The sequence below is a fragment of the Rahnella sp. ChDrAdgB13 genome, assembly GCF_017655185.1.
Taxonomy (GTDB): Bacteria; Pseudomonadota; Gammaproteobacteria; order Enterobacterales; family Enterobacteriaceae; genus Rahnella; species Rahnella contaminans.
The window spans coordinates 178801-200667 of record NZ_JAEMGT010000023.1 but is presented as its reverse complement, the minus strand read 5'-3'; the positions used below and the strand labels follow the sequence as shown (position 1 = coordinate 200667).

Here is a 21867-nt window from a genome sequence, read left to right as displayed (position 1 = left end):
AGGCAATTACTTTCGAATCTGCGTAACGGGCTGCAATTTAGACGAAAAATAAGACCAATGCACAAGGCATTGGTCTGGATCATGGTCAGTCAGCTTATGACCTAAACGCTATCAGAATGAAGTGCGTTTATAACTGCGGTATTGCGGTGCCCAGAAGTTGTGTTCAATCGCTTTCGACAGCGTATCTTCCGATGTCACCATCGCCACACCCTGCAACTGCGCGGCTTTACCCACTTCCAGCGCGATGCATTTGGACACGCCCTGAATATCATCGACGTCCGGCAGCAGCGAGCCTTTTCCTTCGGTTGCCAGCGGTGAACATTCGGCCAGCGTTCGGCTAGCGGCCATCAGCATACCGTCAGTCACGCGCGTTGCGCCTGAGGCAATGACACCCAGACCGATGCCCGGGAAGATAAAGGAGTTGTTGCACTGGGCGATAGGGTAAAGCGTGCCTTTATGGCTTACCGGCGCAAACGGGCTGCCGGTGGCGACCAGCGCCGCACCGTCCGTCCAGTTGAGGATATCGGCGGGTGTCGCTTCTACGCGTGATGTCGGGTTACTCAGCGGCATCACCACCGGACGCGCACAGTGTTTGTGCATTTCACGGATGATTTCTTCGGTGAACAGACCCGGCTGGCCGGAAACCCCGATAAGCACCGTCGGCTTGGCATGACGCACCACGTCCAGCAATGAAATGCTGTCGTTCGCCATGCCCCAGTTTGCCAGTGCGCTGATTTTCTGCACCAGTTTGCTCTGGAAATCCAGCAGGTTAGGCAGTTTGTCGGTTAGCAGGCCGAAGCGGTCAACCATGAAGACTTTCGCACGGGCTTCTTCTTCACTCAGGCCTTCGGATTTCATCTGTGCAACAATTTGCTCTGCGATACCACACCCGGCAGAACCTGCACCGAGGAAGGCAACGGTCTGGTCACTCAGCTTACCGCCGGCGGCTTTGCTGGCAGCAATCAGGCTGCCCAGTGCCACGGACGCTGTGCCCTGAATATCATCGTTAAAGCAGCAAAGTTCGTCGCGGTAACGTTCGAGGATCGGCATGGCGTTCTTCTGCGCGAAATCTTCGAACTGCAACAGCACGTTCGGCCAGCGGATTTTTACCGCCTGAATGAACTGGTCGACAAAGGCTTCGTACTCTTCGCCGGTGATGCGCGGGTGACGCCAGCCCATGTACAGCGGATCGTTGAGCAGTTGCGGGTTGTTGGTGCCTGCATCCAGCACAACCGGCAGGGTATATGCCGGGCTGATGCCGCCGCACGCGGTATACAAAGACAATTTACCGATAGGAATGCCCATACCGCCGATACCCTGATCGCCCAGGCCCAGAATACGTTCGCCGTCAGTCACCACGACCACTTTGACGTGTTGTTTGGTGGCGTTTTGCAGCATGTCGTCGATGTGCGCGCGGTTCGGATAAGAGATAAACAGGCCACGGGCGCGGCGGTAGATATCAGAGAAATGCTCGCAGGCTTCGCCGACGGTCGGAGTATAAATCACCGGCATCATTTCGCTGAGATGGCTGTCGAGAAGGCGGTAAAACAGCGTCTCGTTAGTGTCCTGAATATTACGCAGATAGATATGTTTATCGATGTCAGTTTTGAAATTCTGGAACTGGCGGTAGGCGCGATCGGCCTGTTCTTCAATCGTTTCAACGGCTTCAGGCAACAGGCCGTGAAGGTTGAAATTGCTGCGCTCTTCTTCGGTAAAAGCGCTGCCTTTATTCAGTAACGGGAATTCTAACAGGATTGGGCCAGCGTGAGGGATGTACAGGGGACGTTTGCTTTCGTATTCAAGTTCCATCGTTTTACTCTTCCGGTGCTCAGAATGTTAATTTTTATAGTTTAGAGACGAAAGGGTAACAGAGAGGAAACGGGGAATTCAAATCAGACAATGTTATGTAACTAATGACTACAGGAACGTAGTCATTAGTGTTAGGTAGATCACGAAACCCGGTAGTTTCAGCAGTTCAGTGTGGTGACGTCTTCGCAGCCGATGGCTTTCAGCGTGGCGCGGGTGGCGTCATTTTGGGTGATCAATGCGCCTTCCTGTTCGACCAGCACGGCGCGACGGACTTTCAGGCAGTCTTCGCCGGACAGGTTCAGCAGGATTAATGCCGCCTGTAGCGGAGGCAGGCTTGGGTTGAAAGCGGCGTTTTCCGCGTAACGCCCGGCAAACTGTTTGCCGTTAAGCGTTTCCAGTGCCACGCCGCTGTGCGATTTGCTGTACGGTGCATGGCTCTGGTTGCAGGCATCCAGCGCATGCGCAGCCAGCGCATCGTGGGTTTTCAGCGTGTAACCGTGATCGACTTTATCCATCAGCAGCGTGGTGATATCCAGATCCTTCGGCCCGAACGAATGCGGCAGATAGTCGCCGAGCGTGGCGACATCGCGATCCGGCAGATGGATATCCAGCGCCGTGCCGCTGGTCAGTTCATTCATAAACTGACGGCAATGGCCGCAAGGCGTGTAATTGACGGTGATTGAGGCCAGACGCGTTTCGCCACGCAGCCAGGCGTGTGTGACCGCAGATTGTTCAGCATGAACAGTTTGCTGCATCGGCGCACCGGCAAATTCCATGTTGGCACCGAAATACAGATTACCGGAGATTCCGCGGGCAATTGCGCCCACGTTGAAATGCGAAATCGGCGTCACAGAACAGGCTGCTGCCAGCGGTAACAGGGCGAATGCCAGCGCGTCGTCATTCAATCCTGTCTCTTGTTTTATCTGTGCAACATCCGCCGCAGAGAACATTGCCGGAAAGTCGTCATGTCGCAGAAATGGCTCAAGCGCGGAGGATAAATTTTCAGTGAGTGCCGCAAAGGCGGTATGAAAACGTGCGTGCATAAACATTCGATCTCGACAGTGATTACGGTTGAACAGTGTAAAAGTCATTCCATGAATGTAGTGTGATGAATGTCACTTTTTCGATGTAATAAGTTCAGAGTCATTACATTTTTGAGAGATGTTACGCAGAACAGTCGCCTTTTTATTCCTTTCCCCAACATCATCCGGGTTGAATCCAGGTGGCAACTGAGTGAACCCCGGGAGCATACATCAGTATGTAACCGGGGTGAGTGACCCATCTGCCGGGAGCAGACTGGAACGCTGCTTGTAGCGGCTCCTTCAGGAGTGAGGCCCATGGATGGGGCGGGTAACGCGGCCAAGGCAGAGTCAGCTCGAAGGATGACGGGCAATCAGTGGGACGGGAACCACTTGTCATTGATCTTCTGGAATTCGCCGTTGGCTTTGATACCTTCCAGCGCCGTATTCAGTTTCGCCAGCAGTTCCTTATTATCAGGACGCACTGCCAAACCCACGCCGGTACCAAAGTATTGCGGATCTTTAATCAGTTCGCCGACTTCACCGAGATTCGGGTTGGATTTCAGCCAGCCATTCAGCACGGCGGTATCGCCCAACAGTCCGTCCAGACGACCACTTTTCAGATCCAGAATCGCATTCTGATAGCTGTCATACCCGACGGTGGTGATCTCAGGATGTTTTTCCATCAGGTATTTCTGGTGGGTAGTGCCGTTTTCAAGACCGACACGTTTGCCTTTCAGATCGGCGATGGAAGAGTATTTTCCTTTCGGCCCGATGATCATCGCGGTATTGGCGTAGTAAGGTTGGGTAAACGTGACCTGCTTGCTGCGCTCTTCGGTGATGTCCATGCCGGAGATAATCACATCGAAACGACGGAATTTAAGCGCCGGGATCAGACCGTCGAACGGCTGATTGGTAAAGGTGCAGGTTTCCTGCATCTGCTTACACAGCGCATTAGCCAGATCGATATCAAAACCGATAATCTGGTTATCAGCCCCGATCGATTCAAACGGCGGATACGTAGCGGAAGTCCCAAAACGAAGGGTATCCGCAGCGGTGGCAGCAAAAGCAGTGGCAGACAAAAGGGCAGCGAGGATCAGCTTTTTCATGCAATACATTCCTGTTTAAAAAATGACATTCCCTTCACGGTACAGTTTACTGATTTTATTAATGTAATCGGGTAACTGGCAGGAAGTGAGACCGGTAATTAAATTGCCATTAAATGAATTTATATGCAATTAATTTGATTAAAAAATTATAAATCGGCGCGGGAACGATTTTACAGGCACAAAAAAAGGGACGATTTCTCGTCCCTTCAGATATTTTCTGCTTAATCAGTTGCGGCGTTCAAATGCCAGCGCGCGGCGTTCAATCAGACGCATCATCAGGGTCAGCAATCCGTTGACGCACAGATAAACCACACCGGCTGCGCCGAAGACCATCACGTCATAAGTCCGGCCATACATCAGCTGGCTGTGGCCCATCACATCCATCAGCGTAATGGTGTAGGCCAGCGAGGTACTTTTAAAGACCAGCACCACTTCGTTGGAATACGACGACAGTGCGCGCTTAAACGCGTACGGCAGCAGAATGCGCAGGGTCTGCGGTTTAGACATGCCCAGTGCTTCGCAGGACTGCCATTGGCCGGAAGGAATAGCGCGAACCGCACCCGTAAAAAGCTGCGTGGTATACGCGGCACTGTTGAGCGCCAGCGCAAACATCGCGCAAAGCCATGGCTGTGACAGCACTTCCCACAACCACGGGATTTCACGAATAGACGGAAACTGGCCCGGCCCGTAGTAAATCAGGAAGATTTGCACCAGCAGCGGCGTACCGGTAAACAGCGTGATATAGCCTTTCACAATCTGGCTGGCGACCGGCACTTTCAGCGTCAGAATCACGGTGAAAATCATCGCCAGCAGCAGCGCAACAATCAGCGCCGCCACGGTCAGTGTCAGGCTGGTGTGCAATCCTTTCAGGACTTCAGGTAGATATTCCCACATCAGGAAGCACTCCGTTCAAAGCGGGTGGTACGCAGTTCGATGCGCTTAATTACGAACTGGCTGAACAGGGTGACAATCAGATAAATGCAGGCCGCAATCACGTACCAGGTAAAAGGTTCTTGTGTCCGCGTGGCGATGCTTTTGGTTTGCAGCATCAAATCATTCACGCTGATCAGCGACACCAGCGCGGTGTCTTTGAGCAGAACCAGCCACTGATTGCTCAGGCCCGGCAGCGCGTGACGCCACATTTGCGGCATGATCAGGCGGAAGAAAATCGCCGATTTTTTCATGCCCAGCACCTGACCGGATTCCCACTGGCCTTGAGGGACGGCTTTCAGCGCTCCTCGCAGTGTCTGCGAAGCATAAGCGGAATACAGCAGCGAAAGGGCGATGACACCACAGACAAACGGGCTGACTTCAAAGTTTTCGATGGGCAGCTTTATCGGCACTGAGAACAGGCCGAGGTTAAGGCTAAAGCCATCCGCGAGCACCATCAGCAATTGTGACGACCCGAAGTAGATGAAAAGCACCACCAGAATTTCTGGCAGACCGCGCAGCACAGTGACCCACGCCGTACCGAGCCAGCTAAGTGGCTTCCACGGCGCAGATTCCCAAACTGCGAAGATCATCGCCAGAATCAGGCCGAGGACCAGCGCACAAACGGCAAGGCCGACGGTCATCCCGGCGGCGCTTGCTAAAGGTTGGAATTCAGTCATTGATAGGCAAACTTATTGCTGGAACCATTTTGAATACAGCGTCTTGTAAGTGCCGTCTGCTTTCACTTTTGCCAGAGCATCATTGAGTTTAGTCAGCAGTTCGGTGTTGTTCTGACGAACGGCAACACCCAGACCGGTACCGAAGTAAGTTGGATCAGTGATTTTGTCACCTACAGCGGCCAGATTTTTGTTTTGCTTCAGCCATTCGTTGACTACGGCGGTGTCACCGAACACAGCGTCCAGACGACCATTTTTCAGATCCAGCACGGCATTTTGATAGCTGTCGTAAGGCACGGCAGTAATTTCCGGATGTTTATCCATCAGGAATTTCTGGTGAGTGGTGCCGTTTTGCATCCCGACGCGTTTCCCCTTCAGCGCCGCAACGTCAGCGAACTGGCCGGCGTGAGCGATGAAAATAGCGGAGTTATCATAGTAAGCGTTGGTGAAAGACACTTGTTTTTCACGTTCTGGCGTGATGTCCATACCGGAAATAACCGCATCAAAACGACGGAATTTCAGGCTTGGGATCAGACTGTCGAAGGCCTGGTTTGTGAATGTGCAGGTAGCCTGCATCTCTTTACACATGGCGTTGGCCAGATCGACGTCGAAGCCCTGAATCTGATTGCTGGAGTCTACAAACTCAAACGGAGGATAAGACGCCTCCATCGCGAAACGGATGGTATCAGCAGCGCTGGCAGACAAACTGACGGTCGCCAGAACCGCGGCAATTACTAATTTTTTCATCGCTTACTCCGTAGAAAACATCAATCAATATGTTGATAGGAAACAGTTTTAGTGGGAAAGATAGCTCGCAAACTCTTTGGTTTTCGGCTGAGCGAAAATCGACGCGTCACCTTGTTCCACGATGCGGCCATTCTCCATGTACACCACGCGGCTGGCGGTTTTACGTGCCACTTCCACTTCGTGGGTCACAATCACCTGAGTAATCCCGGTGCCTGCCAGTTCGCGAATAATACTGACGATCTGGGCGGTAATTTCCGGGTCAAGCGCGGCGGTCGGTTCGTCAAACAACAAAACCTGAGGCTCCATCATCAGCGCACGGGCAATCGCCACACGCTGCTGCTGGCCACCGGAAAGGTGCAGCGGAAAACGATCGGCGTAATCGGTCAGGCGCAGACGGGTCAGCAATTTCTGGGCACGTTGCATCGCGACATCTTTTGTCAGACCCAGAACACGCATCGGGGCTTCCAGTAAGTTGTCGAGCACGGTGCGGTGCGGCCACAGATTGTATTGCTGGAAAACCATGCCGACGTTCTGACGCAGTTCGCGGATCGCTTTTTCATCCGGTTTGCGGGTGAAATCGAAGGTGTTACCGGCGATTTGCAGAGTGCCTGAACGGGGCATTTCCAGCAGGTTCAGAACACGTAACAGAGAGCTTTTACCTGCACCACTTGGACCCAGTAAAACGAGGGTTTCACCGGCAGGGCAGTCGAGCTGAATGTCAAAAAGCGCCTGATGCACGCCATAGAAGCAGTTGATGCTATTAAGTTGAATACTCATGCGCAAATAGTGAATAGCCATTGATGCCGCAGATGGTAACTTCCACAGCATAGTTATGCAACGATCACGGCTTAAAAATTATGTGTTGCCGCAGGAAGGCTAAAGTCTAGCACAACATATTGTTAACTATCTGTGACGGGGGTGTTGGTCAATGACGTTATTCATCACTGACCAACCGTTTTTGCGTGGTTTTTTTAGAAAGCCGGGCGCGTTACTGGTGTTCCAAAACCTGGCGTAATGTGCCGCTGGAAGCAAAATCAAGATTCGCCATGTAGCGGACATCATCGACTGTCCAGCATTTGCCTTCGCGCACCATTAACACTTCATCTTTCCAGCTCGTGGATGCGCCTTTGTCTTTCTCATGCGTGAAGGTTACGCGCAGAGGAATATTGCGGGCGTCGGTGTTTGGAATGGTCGATGCGCTGTCCACGGAGGCTGACGTCGGGCCATCAAACAGGCTGGAGAAAATGTCGCCATCGCCTGAACCTGCACCGGCTTTCTCATTTGGTGAGGCCGCGATATCGACTTTTGGCTGCGACTGCGCTTTAAGCAGCGCCGCGTAAAGTGCGGTGCTCAGATAAGGCCGGTAAGCGGCGAGCTGGCCGGAGTTCGGGATCCCGCTGCCGCCCTGTTTGATACGAAAATCATAGAATTGTTGGGCGACGCTGTCGGGGCCACCGTCGATACATGGCGCGCTGCGGCTACCAATATCCTTATAGGCAGGGTCGACCGTGGTACAGGCATTTAACATCAATACCAGAGGGATGGCGGCGACAAGAATTTTCTTTTTCATCGTATTCCTTACTGAAAGATTGAACATTTTCACCATGACTTTCTTAATCCTACAGTATAAAACCGATTTGGCTTAATGCATGGCACAGAGAAATGATACGTTCAGGCGGGATACATCGTTTATGCTATCCGGGTGCTTTTCTCCGACATGTGGACGACAACTGATAAGGAATACTCATGCAAATTTCAACGACTCCGACCCTGGAAGGTTTTACCATCGCGGAATATTGCGGTGTGGTCACAGGCGAAGCGATTTTAGGTGCGAATATTTTTCGTGATTTCTTCGCAGGCGTACGCGATATCGTCGGTGGCCGTTCCGGCGCGTATGAAAAAGAACTGCGTAAAGCGCGTGAGATTGCCTTTCGCGAGCTGGAAGAACAGGCGAAAGAACGCGGTGCTAACGCCGTGGTCGGCATTGATATCGATTATGAAACCGTGGGCAAAGACAGCAGCATGCTGATGGTGAGCGTCTCCGGTACGGCTGTCATTGTGCATCGCAAATGACGCGTTCGGGCATCAGAAGCGGCGTCATTGCTGCGCTTTTTCTGGCCCTGACGGGCTGTCAGAGCAGTGATCAGGCGAAAAATTTACCTTACCGGCTGGAAACCACGCGGCAGGCGCAGGGCATGGATCAGCGGGTGCGCTTTCTGGTCATCCACTACACGGCTGAAGATTTCCACAACGCATTAAATACGCTTACCGATGAACACGTCAGTGCGCATTATCTGATCCCGGCGCAACCGCCGCTTGAAAACGGCAAACCGGTCGCGTGGCAACTGGTGCCGGAAAACATGCGTGCCTGGCATGCGGGAGCCAGCGGCTGGCGCGGACGCACCAATCTGAACGATACGTCCATCGGTATTGAGCTGGAAAACAAAGGCTACAGCACGACGCTGCTGGGAAAAAAATTCTATCCGTTCCCGCCCGCGCAAATCGATTTGCTGGCTGAACTGAGCAAAGGCATTGTCGCGCGCTATCAGATTGAGCCGCGTAATGTGGTCGCTCACAGCGATATCGCACCGCAGCGTAAAGACGATCCGGGGCCTTTATTCCCGTGGCAACAGATGGCGGAGCGGGGGATTGGTGCCTGGCCGGATGCGGCGCGGGTCAGCCATTTTCTGGCGGGCAGAAATCCGCAGCAGCCGGTAGATCAGGCGCATCTTCTGAATTTGCTGAAACAGTACGGTTATACCGTGACGGAAAACATGACGCCTGAGCAGGCGCGCCGTGTGATTTCGGCGTTCCAGATGCATTTCAGGCAAAGTGATTATCGCGGGAATGCGGATGCGCAGTCAGAAGCCATTGTTCTGGCGCTGTTGCAGCAATTCCCGGATTCGAATAACTGAGTAAGCGGCTGACCCGGCGGTCAGTCGCGTTTCGGGCCGATGCCGTGCAGGCCCTGAAGTTTACCGTGGTCGCGCAGCCAGGTGGCGGTGCGGATAATTCCCTGATCCAGCGAAATCACCGGCACATATCCCAGCTCTTTCTGTGCGCGCTGTGTGTCGAGCGTGAGATCGAAATTCAGTTTCGCGACGCTGTAATGTGTCAGCACCGGTTCTTTGTGTGAGCTTTTGCTGATGCGTTCCATGCCGCGCGCCATCATATCCAGCAGCGGATAAGGCACGGAGCGGATGCGGTATTTGATGTCCAGACTTTCCATCAGCTGTTTCACCATGGTGCGCAGCGGGCGTGGTTGCTGATTGGTGATGTTAAACGCGCGCCCGGATTCTGTAGATTCGGACTGCGTCGCCAGCCACATCGCGTGAACCGCGTTTTCCACGTAGGTCATATCAACCAGCGCTTCGCCACCACGCGGCAACATCAGCGTGCCGCCGTATTTCAGCATTTGCAGCAGACGGGGCAGCAACACGTTATCGTGCGGCCCGAACAAACCCTGCGGGCGTAAAATGGTGAAATGCGTTTGCGGGTTGGACATCGCCAGCGTGTGGATCACCTGTTCACCGGCGGCTTTGCTTCGGGCGAAGGAGTTGGCGAAACGGTGAGGGCGGAAGTCTTCCGGAATGTCGCGGTGATGATGGAAATCGAAATAAATCGCCGGTGACGAAATATGCACGAAATTTTCCACGCCGTACGCAGTAGACCATTCACCCAGACGACGCGTCGCGCGGACGTTCGCCAGTTCAAATTCCTGTTCGCTGCCCCACGGCGACATCAGCCCGGAACAGTGCCATACGGTATCGACATCGGCGAGCAAGGCTTTGGCCTGTGCCGATACCAACGTGGTGAGATCGGCATGAATGAATTCCGCGCCCATTTTTTGCAAAAGTGAACCCATGGCGGCATTGCGACCCGTCGCCCGGACTTTAATCCCTTTATTTCGCAAAAACTCGACCGCATTGCGCCCTAAACCGCTGCTAGCGCCGGTAACCAAAACTCTCATAACTACTCTTCATCCTTCACGTTGCAGCGGTGTTCGCTGCTCTCATTCACCCGAATCACTGACTCCAGTCAGCTCATCGGGATTCATTCGTTTGCTGCCTTGCTGCAACCCGAATGATTTTGAGTACATCCCAATGAGTGAAATTACTGAGGCTGGGGCGCCTCTCAGCAATAAGCGCGCCATTCTTTCGTGAAATTGTGCGGGTTGCAATGGGAAAGGGGGGCAGCAATGTCTGAAACTGTGCGATTGCGCTTTAAATAAACCCTTTCAGCTTCCGCAGCGGTCTTTCTGACGGGCCAGACTGGCGATGCGTTTCGCCATGCCTCGAAAAATAAACTGATGAGCGGGCATCATACTGAACCAGTAGAGCAAACCGCTTAACCCGGCCGGATGCCACCACGCGCGAACGTCCAGACTGCGGCTTTCGCCGTGGTCGGTGATCGTGAACGTCAGCCGCCCGAGCCCCGGCGCTTTCATCCCGAATAACAGCGCCAGTTCGCGCTGGGGTTTCAGGCTGATCACTTTCCATCCGTCAATTTTATCGCCGATTTTCAGGGCGTCCCGGTCAGGGCGTCCATACTGCACGCCACCGCCGAGCAGATCGTCGATGCGTGCCCGCGTCTTCCATAATCCGTTAGCGTAAAAATAGCCTTCCGCGCCACCGAGTTTCTGCACCACTTTCCACAGAGATGCTTTTGATGCCGACGTTTCCAGCGTAAAGCCTGCCTGTTTCGGGTAGTAACCGTAGCCTGGCCGCCAGCGCGCACGTGCGTCCGGGTCATAGCCCCAGTCGGGCGAATCCATGACCTGCTGTTGTTCCTTTTTCAGCGTACGGCGAATCGCCTCATCAATCGAAATCAGCTCCTGCGGGATCAGCGCCTGAAGCGCATCACTGTCGGCGGGCAGATCGTGGTTCAGCCCCTGAATCAGCGCTTTAGCGAGCGATGTGGGCACTGAGGTAATGAGGCTGAGGAAATACACCGAAACAAAAGAGGTCGGCAGCGGAACGGGGATCAGCCAGCGACGTTTCCCGCTCAGGGCAATAAAGCGCTCGAACAGCGTCTGATAGCTAATGTACTCCGGCCCGGCGGCGTCAAAAATACGGTTTCCGCTGGCAGGTAAAGTCACCAGACCCTGCAAATAATTCAGCAGATTTTCCAGCGCCACCGGCGAGGATTTCGAGCGAACCCACTTCGGCGGCGTGAGAACGGGCAGGTTGTACACCATGTCGCGCATGACTTCGAACGCCGCTGAACCTGCGCCGATCACAATGCCGGTACGCAGTTCGGTGACCGGAATATTGCTCATCCGCAGCAAATCACCGGTCAGTTTACGCGCCTGCAAATGGGGGGAATGGTTGCCTTCCGGCTGCATGGAACCGAGATAAACAATGTGTCTGATGGAGGAGTCGCGCAGCGCCAGCAAGGTGTGCTGCGCGGCCTGGCGCTCTTTTTCCAGCAGGTCGTCATCTTCTGACATCGCGTGAACCAGATACACCAGCACGTCGGCACCTTCGAAGGCGCGGGCCAGCGTTTTACTCTGGTAGACATCCGCAAAACAGCAACGGACGTGAGGCCATTTTTGTTGTTGCAGCCATTCGATGCGCCGTGCAGCCGCAGTGACCTGAAAACCGTGCTGGCTCAGGTGGGCAGTCAGATGTTGTCCGATATATCCGCTGGCGCCGAGGACGACAATTCTTGGCATAATCCGTTTGCTCTGAGTGTAGGGGAAATCATGAAAATACGGCGGCAGCCGGAGGGCTTGCCGCCGCAGACAGGTTGACTGTCAGGCGTGCTGGTGCAGGAATTCCTGCCACAGGGCGACGACTTTTTGCAGGTCATCACGGCTGATGTTGATGTGAGTCAGCACGCGGGTCAGCGGTCCGGCGCTGATGATGACACCGCGCTCACGCATCCACGGGCCCATTTTTTCGGCCAGTTCTGCGCTCTGTTTGATGTACAGAACGTTGGTCTGCGGGCCGGGCTCAGCGATTTCTACGCCGATATTGCTCAGCTGTTCAGCCAGCCATTGTGCGTTGTCATGGTCATCTTTCAGACGCGCTACGTTGTTTTCCAGCGCATAAATGGCCGCTGCGGCCAGAATACCGGACTGGCGCATCCCGCCGCCGGTCATCTTGCGCCAGCGGTTCGCACGATGGATGTACTCTTTGCTGCCGACCAGCAGGGAACCAATGGGTGCGCCCAGACCTTTTGACAGGCAAATGGTCAGGGTGTCGCAATATTGGGTGATTTCGCTCAGCTCAACGTTCAGCGCTACTGCGGCATTCATGATGCGCGCGCCATCAATGTGCAGCGCCAGCCCTTTTTCGCGGGTAAACGCGTAAGCTTTTTGCAGATAATCGAGCGGAAGCACTTTGCCGCTGTGCGTATTTTCCAGGCTCAGAAGACGGGTGCGGGCAAAGTGAATGTCATCGGGTTTGATGGCAGCGGCGACTTTATCCAGCGCAATGGAACCGTCGGCTGCCATATCTAGCGGCTGCGGCTGAATGCTGCCGAGAACGGCGGCACCGCCGGCTTCATACATATAGTTGTGGGCTTTCTGGCCGACAATATATTCTTCTCCGCGCTGACAGTGCGTCAGCAGGGCAACCAGATTGGCCTGTGTGCCGGTCGGTAAAAACAGCGCGGCTTCTTTGCCACACAGTTTCGCGGCCAGGTCCTGCAAAGCATTTACCGTTGGGTCATCGCCGTAGACATCATCGCCGACTTCAGCGCTGGCCATCGCCTGACGCATAGCTTCGCTGGGGCGGGTTACAGTATCACTGCGTAAATCGATCAACGTAATAATCCTTCTACCAGGTGAATGTTAAGTGGAGGAAAAAGCGGGCAACCTGTGCCCGCCTGACTCTCCACTATATCCCTGTCGGGGTTACCGCAGCCAGTTGGTTTTTGCCAGTTCGATGACTTCGTCACCCCGGCCGCTGATCACCGCCCGCAGCATGTAGAGGCTGAAGCCTTTTGCCTGCTCAAATTTAATCTGCGGCGGCATCGCCAGTTCTTCGGTGGCGGTGATGACATCCACCAGCACCGGCCCCTGATAAGCAAACGCGTCCTGCAATGCCGCGTCCACGTCGGAAGCTTTTTCCACGCGGATCCCTTTGATCCCTGCTGCTTCGGCAATGGCCGCAAAATCCGGGTTCTTCAGCTCGGTGCCGTCGGTCAGATAACCGCCGGCTTTCATCTCCATCGCCACAAACCCCAGCACGCTGTTGTTGAATATGACAATTTTCACCGGCAGTTTTTGCTGCGCCAGCGTCAGGAAATCGCCCATCAGCATGGCAAAACCGCCGTCTCCGCACAGCGCCACCACCTGACGCGTGCGGTCAATCGCCTGCGCCCCGATGGCCTGCGGCATGGCGTTGGCCATCGAGCCGTGGTTAAACGAACCGAGCAGACGGCGCTGGCCGTTCATTTGCAGGTAACGGCATGCCCAGACGGTAGGCGTGCCGACGTCGCAGGTAAAGATGGCGTTGGCATCGGCGAAACGGCTGATTTGCTGTGCCAGATATTGCGGATGGATCGCCTGTTTGTCGTTCGGCGTTGCCAGCGCATCGAGATCTTTGCGCGCTTCTTCATAATGCTTCAGGGCTTTGTCGAGGAACTTACGCCCGGTTTTCATCTGCAATTGCGGCAGAACGGCGGTCAGGGTGGATTTGATATCGCCGACCAGCGCCATATCAACGTGGCAGTGCGCGCCGATACTGCCCGGATTGATATCTATCTGAATGATTTTTGCGTCCGTCGGATAAAACGCGCGGTACGGGAATTGCGTGCCGAGCAGGATCAGCGTGTCGGCATTCATCATGGCGTGGAAACCGGAGGAAAAACCGATCAGCCCGGTCATCCCGACGCTGTACGGATTATCCCATTCAATATGTTCTTTGCCGCGCAGGGCATGGACTACTGGCGCTTTCAGGGTTTCCGCCAGCTTGATCACTTCGTCGTGTGCACCGGCACAACCGCTGCCGCACATCAGGGTGATGTTGGTCGCGGCATTGAGCAGTTCGGCCAGCTTATCCAGTTCGGTCTGCTGAGGCTGTACTTTCGGCAACTGCGGCGGATACCAGCTGACTTTGGCGTCTTCCGGTGCCGGTTTCAGCGCAACGTCGCCGGGCAAAACAATCACGGAAACGCCGCGGTTCAGGATCGCCTTGCGCATGGCGATCGCCAGCACCTGCGGGAGCTGTTCCGGATTGGTGACTAATTCACAATAGTGGCTGCATTCGCGGAATAATTCGGTCGGATGGGTTTCCTGAAAATAGCCGCTGCCGATTTCGCTGGAGGGAATATGCGCCGCGATGGCGAGCACCGGGACGTGGTTACGATGGCAGTCGAACAGGCCGTTGATCAGATGTAAGTTGCCGGGGCCGCAGGAACCGGCGCAAACCGCCAGTTCACCGGTGATTTGTGCTTCGGCACCGGCGGCAAAGGCGGCGACTTCTTCATGACGCGTGCCGAGCCATTCGATGGTGCCCATGCGGTTCAGGCTGTCGCTCAGCCCGTTAAGCGAATCGCCGGTTACGCCCCAGATTCGTTTTACGCCTGCTGCTTCAAGAGTTTTCGCCAGATATGACGCTACGCTTTGTTTCATCAACTGATTCCCTCCGGTGTGCCCGTGATCTTTCGTTATGCACGAAGTCTTCGGGCGGATTTTAAATAAGTGGATTAAGCATAGTCCACTGATTACATCCATGAATGCACAGCCTTAAACCATACAAAATTACGCGGGGAGGGAAGGTGAAGTTTTGTAAATCTGCCCGCGCAGACTGTAAAAAGTCATGAGCGGGCAGTGGGAGGCGCGGGGATCAGGCGAGCGTGACGTCGCCCTGAAGCTGACAGCTGCACGCCAGAACGTAGCCCTGCGCGACTTCCTCGTCGGTGAGCGTCATGCGGCTGGTGGTCGTGTAGTCACCGGACAGCACGCGGGTTTTGCAACTGCCGCAAACGCCCGCGCGGCAGGCCGCCATGACCGGCAATTTGTGCTGTTCCATGGCGGCCAGCAGCGTTGAACCGACCGGCACGCGGAAATTTGCAAGCGGCGTCAGGCGGGTCAGCGTCAGCTGCTGGTCTGCTGAAACAACCACTTCTGTGGCCTGGAACTGTTCCTTAACGATGTTTTGTGGCGGAACACCCAGCTCGGCTGCCCATTTCCCGGCCAGTTCCATATAAGGCGCGGGCCCGCAAATCATCACCCGGCGCGCAGCGATATCCGCCACCTGGCTTTGCAGTAAGTCCTGACTGAGACGCCCTGCAATCTGGCCCGGTGCCGCGTCATTTTCAGCCAGAATGGTCAGACGAAGTTGCGGATATTGCGCCGCCATACGCTGCCATTCTTGCGCAAAAATGACGTCCTGCGGGCTGCGGACGCTGTAAAACACCTGCACGCTTTGTGCCGGAGAATGCGCCAGAACACGGCGTGCGATGGACATCACCGGCGTTACGCCGCAACCGGCGGCCAGCAGTAATAAAGGCTGCGGTGTTTCACAGGTGAATTCGCCCTGAGCGTCCGAAAGCCACAGATAATCGCCCGGTTTAACCTGTTGCGTCAGCCAGCCGGAGCCTTCACCGCCGTCAATCCGGCGGACCGTCAACTGGATAAACCGGCTCAGGCCCGGCGTGGAAGAGAGCGTATACGCGCGCTGTATGTCACCGCTCTGGCCGATATTCACCAGCGCAAACTGACCCGGCTGATACGGATAAACATCGTGACTAATCAGCAACAACGTCCAGACATCGGGCGTTTCCTGCGTAACGGAATACACCTGCATGCGGTTCTGGCACAGCGCCGTCGGCTGGTCAGGATATAAAGGAAAGTTCATCTCAGATTTACTCCGCCAGCATGGTTTTCAGATCCTGCTCAACCGACGTAATCGAACGCAGGCCGAACTGTTCGTTGAGCACCGCCAGCAGATTGTCGGTCAGGAAGGCCGGAGCCGTCGGTCCGGTGGCGATGTTTTTCACGCCCAGTGACAACAACGTCAGCAGGATCACAATCGCTTTCTGCTCGAACCATGAAAGCACCAGACTCAGCGGCAAATCATTCACGCCACAACCGAGTTTTTCGGCCAGATTGACCGCCAGAATAATCGCGGAGTAAGCGTCGTTACACTGACCGACGTCCAGCAGACGCGGCAGGCCTTCAATTGTGCCGAAGTCCAGTTTGTTGAAGCGGTATTTCCCGCAGGCCAGCGTCATGATCGCGCAGTCTTGCGGCACGCTGCGCGCCAGATCGGTGAAGTAACTGCGTTCGCCGCGGCTGCCGTCACAACCGCCGATCAGGAAGATATGACGCAATTTTTTGGCGGCAACTAAATCAATCACGGTATCGGCCGCACTGAGCAGCGTCTGGCGACCAAAGCCGACGGTAATTTCCTGTTCGATTTCGCTGTAAGGGAAACCGGTCAGTTGCAACGCCTGGCTGATCACCGGCGCGAAATCTTCGCCTTCCAGATGCTGTACGCCCGGCCAGCCAACGATGCTGCGGGTCCAGATACGGTCGCCGTAGTTGCCGACGTTAGGGTCAATAATACAGTTGGAGGTCATCACCACCGGGCCGGGGAATTTGGCAAACTCAACCTGCTGATTCTGCCAGCCGCTGCCGTAGTTACCGGCCAGATGCGGGAATTTTTTCAGTTCCGGATAACCGTGCGCAGGCAACATTTCGCCGTGGGTATAAATATTGATGCCGGTGCCGGCGGTCTGTTCGAGCAGCATCTGCAAATCTTTCAGGTCATGGCCTGAAATCAGAATCGCTTTCCCTGCCAGCGGGCGCACATTGACGGACGTCGGGCGCGGATGGCCGTAAGCGTCCGTTTCGCCTTTATCAAGTATCGCCATCACGCCGAAGTTCATTTTGCCGATCGCCATCGCGTTTTCGAGCAGCACGCCCATGTCGGAAGGTTGCGTACCGAGCCACGCCATCAGACGGTGATATTCGGCATAAATCGCGGTATCCGACTGGCCGAGTACGTGCGCGTGTTCCATGTAGGCCGCCGCACCTTTCAGGCCGTACAGGCACAGCATGCGCAGCCCGTGAATGTCATCGCCGATCTGCGCTTTGTCGCCGTTAAGCGCAAATTGCTGGGCCTGTTGTTGCAGATCATTCAGGTTATCGCTGACCAGTTCCAGTGCCGCCAGCGGGTGATCAACGGTGATTTCCGGATCCATCAGACGGCAGCGAACCGCCAGCGCTTCACGGTGAATAATCGCTTCACGCGCGTAGCCGACGATACGGTCAGAATCGAAGTTGACGTTGGTCAGCGTGGAGAAAAAGGCCCGTGGCGCGAAGCTGTCAATGTCTTCATCGACAATGCCGTAACCGCGCGCCGCCAGCGCCCAGGCCGATAAGCCCTGTAAAACGGCGACCAGCAAGTCCTGCAAATCGGAAGTTTCAGCGGTTTTACCACACATACCCTGCGCATAAGCGCAGCCATTGCCCGCCGGGGTACGGACTGTTTGTTCACATTGCACACAAAACATCATGAGGTCCTTTTATAAAGTTGCATTTTAAATGCTTGTTTTAATGCAAGCCTAAGACCGGCGGTAAAAGAAATGAAGGAGTTTTTAAGACAAAGTGGGGGAAAGTTGATTTAAAGCAATTTTTGCAGGGGTATTTCCCGCTGTCAGAAAACAGCGGGAAGGGCAGACATCAGGCGGAGAAAAAGGCCATCAGCACCGGTGCGATCAGGCTTAACACAAAACCGTGAACCACAGCGGGCGGCACCATATCCAGCCCGCCGCTGCGTTGTAAAACCGGCAGGGTGAAATCCATCGACGTTGCGCCGCACAGGCCCAGCGCGGTCGAACGGCTGCTGCGGACCAGCGTCGGGATCAGCATGATGGCGCAAAGCTCACGCGCCAGATCGTTGAAGAACGCGGCGCTGCCAATCACCGGCCCGAACGAATCCGTCAGAACGATACCGGAAAGGGAATACCAGCCGTAACCTGAGGCCAGCGCCAGACCGGTTTTCAGCGGCAAACCGAGCAGCAGGGCGGCAATTGCACCGCCGATTAACGCACTGACTGCCACCACGAGCGCGACCATCATGCCGCGGCGATTGAGGATAATCTGGCGCAGCGTCATGCTGCTGTTGCGCAGTTGCAACCCCACCAGCGCCAGCAGGAATAACAGGGCGATTTCACTGGCCTGCGAAGCGAAGGTCAGCCAGTGCCATTGCGTCAGGCCGAGTGCAAAACCGACGATGACGACGCCGCAAAGTTTCAGGGATTCCAGCGCCATGTGGACGCGTGAAGGCAGCTTTTCCTGCTTGTGCTGGGTTTTCCACGGACGGCGGCGTTCGAGCAACCATAACGCGGCGTAGTTCATCACGAAAATGCACAGGAAGCAGACGGCGGCATATTTGAAAATCAGTAATAAATTCGCGCTGAGATTGTCGAGGAAAGCCAGACTGATGCCCATAATAAAAAGAATGACGTACACCATCCAGCTCAGCAATTGGTTAACCAGATGCAGCCGGGACCGGTTTTTGAGCGGAATGAGATAACCGACAATCAGCGGCAAAAGAATAATTAACAGCCCGGAATACATAATGCAAAAATCCCTGAAAAGTGAGGTTCCATGAACGGAGCGCGACACAGAAAATGCCGCCCGACACGCTAACGAAAAGTAACCAGACTGTAAAGCGGCTTCCGCACGCAGTGCGCGTTCTGCGGGCTTGACCTGAACCCTTTTTTAACGCCATGCTCAGGGAAGCACTGAGCGCACAGGAGGCGTCTGATGTATCTGGAACATATTGATATTGTCGGTTTTCGGGGTATTAACCGGCTGTCTTTGACACTGACTCAGCCCGTGCAACGCGGCGCTTCAATTACCGGTTCTGCCAGTCAGGGACAGGCAGAATCCTTCCTGACCAATACGGTTCTGATTGGTGAAAACGCCTGGGGTAAATCCAGCCTGCTCGACGCCCTCACACTGCTGCTTTCACCTGAACCCAAACTTTACTGCTTCAAAGAGGAAGATTTCTACTTTCCCGCCGGGGAACAGGAATCCAAATCACAGTATCTGCACGTCGTGTTTACGTTTTGTGAAAACCAGGCAGGGCACCATACGTCACCGCGATTTAATCCGTTATCCCCTTTATGGGTGAAATGTGCCGACAAGCTGAACCGGATTTATTACCGGCTGGAAGGCGAGCTGGACGATGACGGCAGCGTGATGACCTTGCGCAGTTTTCTGTCGTCAAACGGTCAGCCGTTAAATCTGACAACGATCGACCCGCTGGCGCAGGCGCTGATCCGTCTCAATCCGGTACTGCGTTTACGCGATGCACGCTTTATCCGCCGTCTGCGCAGCGAAACGCTGGCACCTCGATTGGCGGTGAATAATGAAGAACTGGCGAAACAGCTCGATGAACTGACGCGCGGACTGGTGCATAACCCGCAAACGCTGACCAACAGCGAACTGCGCAGCGGGCTGTCGGCGATGCAGCAGTTACTGGAGCACTATTTTGCCGAGCAGGGCACATCAAACAGCATGCCGTGGCAGCAAAAACGGCATGGCCGCGCCGAGAGCCGCCGGGCGTGGCGCTCGCTGGATAACATCAACCGCATGATTGCAGAGCCGAACAGCCGCAGCATGCGCGTGATGCTGCTGGGGATGTTTTCCACTTTATTGCAGGCGAAGGGTTCAGTGGTGTTGCATCCGGACGCACGACCTTTATTGCTGATTGAAGACCCCGAAACCCGTCTGCATCCGATCATGTTGTCGGTGGCGTGGGGATTGCTGGATCAACTGCCGTTGCAACGGATCACGACAACCAATTCGGGCGATTTGCTTTCCCTGGTGCCGGTTGAGCAGATTTGCAGGCTGGTGCGTGAATCCGGGCGCGTCGCGGCTTACGGTATCGGGCCGGAAGGGCTGAGCATGGAAGACAGCCGCCGGATTGCTTTCCATATCCGCTTCAACCGGCCTTCGTCTTTGTTTGCGCGCTGCTGGCTGCTGGTGGAAGGCGAAACGGAAGTATGGCTGCTCAATCAGCTGGCGCGTCAGTGCGGTTACCATTTCGAATCTGAAGGCATCAAGGTGATTGAGTTTGCGCAGTGCGGCCTGAAGCCTTTGCTGCGTTTCGCCCGGCAGATGGGCATCGAGTGGCATGCGCTGGTCGACGGCGACGAAGCCGGACGCAAATACGCGGCGACGGTCATTTCTAACGTGGAAAATCACGACGATACGCTGCGTTACCGCCTGACGGCGTTGCCGGCGCAGGACATCGAGTATTTTCTGTATCGCGAGGGGTTTGAAGATGTGTATCGCAAGAATTCGGCGATAGCGGCGAATGTGCCGATGGCGCCGCGACGAATTATCGATAAAGCGATTCACCGCAGCTCGAAGCCGGATCTGGCCATTGATGTGGCGATGGCGGCGTCTTTGCGGGGAACCGCGTCGATACCTCCGCTGCTGCGGCAAATGTTTTCCCGCGTGGCCTGGCTGGCGCGCGGCAGGGCGGATTAAGCCGCCCGTGCTTCCTGTTTCCCGACCGGATTACCGTGTCCGCGGGTGAAGGTCTGGCGGATCTGGCTTTCAAGATCATCGAGCAACTGATAGCGGCGGCGGTATTCGGAGCGACGTTTACTGGCGATTTCTTCCAGCGGCCGGTGAGCAATCTGGCGCGGCAGATGGAAATATCCGTCTTCGCCCGGTTTTGCCTCCATCGTTTCCCAGAAGCTGTCGTAATCGGCAAATACCATGCCTTTGCGTTTTTTATAGCGCGGATTTTCATAAATGTGCGTGCGGTTGCCGACCGCCACAATCTGCGTCATGCCGGTGACATCCGCGAGCGTCGTCAGTGCTTCAATCACCAGACGCTTTGGAAATAACCCGTGGCAGGCTTTGGTCGCGCGCTGAATTTCCTGATGGTCCACATTCGCCTTCGGTCCCTGCAATGCGCCAATAAACAGCGTCGGTTTCCCCTGATATTCAATAAATGAGAACGTCACGATGGCAATGGAAACGCCTTCGGCATTATGGAATGTCAGCGTGGCTTCGCCTTCTTTATCCAGGCGCGCGATAGCGTTGAAGGTGATGGCATAACGCTGCTCTTCTTTGCCGGTCAGCGTGGCGATCGCCATCTCTTTTTTGCTGAGATAACCGTGATTAATCGCATCCGGCAGGCAGTGGCCGATCATGTCGTAGTGATCGGTAATGCGCTTCATCGCCTGTTCCGGCGTGATATTGGCGGTCTGATAAATACGGTGCAATTTGCACGGCAGGCTAGGCATCGCCGCCAGAATTTCATCGCGCTGCGGATGATGCGCGAGATAATCGAGCATTGCGAATGTCCGGCGCGGATGCAGCAGCGCACGGTACAGGAATTTGAACCGGTAACGCGGCAATTTCCATGACGGACCCGGCACCGTGCGGCAGAAGAGTAACGCCGTCATCAACTGAAGGCCGGAAAGCGGAGCCTTTTCTGCGGAAGGGTAGCTGAAAGTGGTCATGGGATTACCTGTCAAAGTGAACCGGATATCGGTAACGGTTATTTCAACAGGGAGCGAATAAACAGGTGCGCAACGGGGCAAATTATGGAGAAATTGAACGTGATTTGTTGAGATTGTGTTTAGACTTAA

At 55.0% G+C, this 21867-nt stretch carries 19 protein-coding genes; 3 read left to right on the top strand and 16 right to left on the bottom strand.

Features of this window, described 5'->3' with window-relative positions; genetic code table 11:
- Nucleotides 1-111: 111 nt before the first annotated feature.
- The 8 genes from J8X26_RS08465 to J8X26_RS08430 form a co-directional block, all read right to left on the bottom strand.
- Nucleotides 112-1809, bottom strand: coding sequence for an NAD-dependent malic enzyme (locus J8X26_RS08465; RefSeq protein ID WP_208950644.1), 1698 nt, complete (start codon nt 1807-1809; stop codon nt 112-114).
- A gap of 158 nt (nt 1810-1967) precedes the next feature.
- Nucleotides 1968-2852 carry a cytidine deaminase gene (cdd, locus tag J8X26_RS08460; protein WP_152324223.1) on the bottom strand — a complete coding sequence of 295 codons (885 nt, stop codon included), beginning with the start codon at nt 2850-2852 and terminating at the stop codon, nt 1968-1970.
- Between the two features lie 350 nt (nt 2853-3202).
- Nucleotides 3203-3937 (bottom strand): arginine ABC transporter substrate-binding protein, encoded by a 735-nt coding sequence (locus J8X26_RS08455; RefSeq protein ID WP_208950643.1) that lies wholly within the window; start codon nt 3935-3937, stop codon nt 3203-3205.
- A gap of 225 nt (nt 3938-4162) precedes the next feature.
- Entirely contained in the window at nt 4163-4831 is a 669-nt protein-coding gene (gene artM / locus J8X26_RS08450) for an arginine ABC transporter permease ArtM (RefSeq protein ID WP_013574752.1), read from the bottom strand.
- Nucleotides 4831-5547 (bottom strand): arginine ABC transporter permease ArtQ, encoded by a 717-nt coding sequence (artQ, locus tag J8X26_RS08445; RefSeq protein ID WP_152324221.1) that lies wholly within the window; start codon nt 5545-5547, stop codon nt 4831-4833. The genes artM and artQ overlap by 1 nt, the downstream gene beginning before the upstream one ends.
- A 12-nt stretch (nt 5548-5559) precedes the next feature.
- The gene (gene artJ / locus J8X26_RS08440; protein ID WP_101075960.1) at nt 5560-6291 is read right to left on the bottom strand and encodes an arginine ABC transporter substrate-binding protein; all 732 of its coding nucleotides are present in this window, start codon (nt 6289-6291) and stop codon (nt 5560-5562) included.
- Nucleotides 6292-6339: 48 nt separating this feature from the next.
- Nucleotides 6340-7068, bottom strand: a complete 729-nt coding sequence (gene artP / locus J8X26_RS08435) for an arginine ABC transporter ATP-binding protein ArtP (protein WP_152324717.1) — start codon at nt 7066-7068, stop codon at nt 6340-6342.
- A 211-nt stretch (nt 7069-7279) separates the two neighbouring features.
- Nucleotides 7280-7861 carry a lipoprotein gene (locus J8X26_RS08430; protein WP_152324220.1) on the bottom strand — a complete coding sequence of 194 codons (582 nt, stop codon included), beginning with the start codon at nt 7859-7861 and terminating at the stop codon, nt 7280-7282.
- 176 nt (nt 7862-8037) lie between these two features.
- Between J8X26_RS08430 and J8X26_RS08425 the strand changes: the two genes are divergently transcribed.
- Complete coding sequence (locus tag J8X26_RS08425; RefSeq protein ID WP_013574757.1) at nt 8038-8364, top strand: heavy metal-binding domain-containing protein; 327 nt, start codon at nt 8038-8040, stop codon at nt 8362-8364.
- Complete coding sequence (locus tag J8X26_RS08420; RefSeq protein ID WP_152324219.1) at nt 8361-9206, top strand: N-acetylmuramoyl-L-alanine amidase; 846 nt, start codon at nt 8361-8363, stop codon at nt 9204-9206. Before J8X26_RS08425 ends, J8X26_RS08420 begins: the two co-directional genes overlap by 4 nt.
- Before the next feature lie 20 nt (nt 9207-9226).
- Here the strand turns inward: J8X26_RS08420 and J8X26_RS08415 are convergent, their stop codons facing one another.
- The 7 genes from J8X26_RS08415 to J8X26_RS08385 form a co-directional block, all read right to left on the bottom strand.
- Nucleotides 9227-10261 (bottom strand): NAD(P)-dependent oxidoreductase, encoded by a 1035-nt coding sequence (locus J8X26_RS08415; protein WP_152324218.1) that lies wholly within the window; start codon nt 10259-10261, stop codon nt 9227-9229.
- Nucleotides 10262-10528: 267 nt separating this feature from the next.
- The gene (locus J8X26_RS08410; protein ID WP_244370424.1) at nt 10529-11965 is read right to left on the bottom strand and encodes a DUF2867 domain-containing protein; all 1437 of its coding nucleotides are present in this window, start codon (nt 11963-11965) and stop codon (nt 10529-10531) included.
- Nucleotides 11966-12046: 81 nt separating this feature from the next.
- Complete coding sequence (gene ltaE / locus J8X26_RS08405) at nt 12047-13060, bottom strand: low-specificity L-threonine aldolase (protein ID WP_208950642.1); 1014 nt, start codon at nt 13058-13060, stop codon at nt 12047-12049.
- Nucleotides 13061-13150: 90 nt separating this feature from the next.
- Nucleotides 13151-14872, bottom strand: a complete 1722-nt coding sequence (poxB, locus tag J8X26_RS08400) for a ubiquinone-dependent pyruvate dehydrogenase (protein ID WP_165058123.1) — start codon at nt 14870-14872, stop codon at nt 13151-13153.
- Between the two features lie 214 nt (nt 14873-15086).
- Nucleotides 15087-16100: an NADH oxidoreductase gene (gene hcr, locus J8X26_RS08395; protein ID WP_208950641.1), complete on the bottom strand. Its 1014-nt coding sequence runs from the start codon at nt 16098-16100 to the stop codon at nt 15087-15089.
- Nucleotides 16101-16107: 7 nt separating this feature from the next.
- On the bottom strand, nt 16108-17760 hold the full coding sequence (hcp, locus tag J8X26_RS08390; protein WP_152324716.1) for a hydroxylamine reductase: 1653 nt from the start codon (nt 17758-17760) through the stop codon (nt 16108-16110).
- Nucleotides 17761-17929: 169 nt separating this feature from the next.
- Nucleotides 17930-18829, bottom strand: coding sequence for a lysine exporter LysO family protein (locus J8X26_RS08385; protein ID WP_208950640.1), 900 nt, complete (start codon nt 18827-18829; stop codon nt 17930-17932).
- Between the two features lie 189 nt (nt 18830-19018).
- On the opposite strand from J8X26_RS08385, the gene J8X26_RS08380 reads away from it, so the two are divergent.
- Entirely contained in the window at nt 19019-20752 is a 1734-nt protein-coding gene (locus tag J8X26_RS08380) for an ATP-dependent endonuclease (RefSeq protein ID WP_165058119.1), read from the top strand.
- Here the strand turns inward: J8X26_RS08380 and J8X26_RS08375 are convergent.
- Nucleotides 20749-21738 carry a VirK/YbjX family protein gene (locus tag J8X26_RS08375; RefSeq protein ID WP_152324211.1) on the bottom strand — a complete coding sequence of 330 codons (990 nt, stop codon included), beginning with the start codon at nt 21736-21738 and terminating at the stop codon, nt 20749-20751. The two genes, J8X26_RS08380 and J8X26_RS08375, sit on opposite strands and share 4 nt — an antisense overlap.
- Nucleotides 21739-21867: the final 129 nt, after the last annotated feature.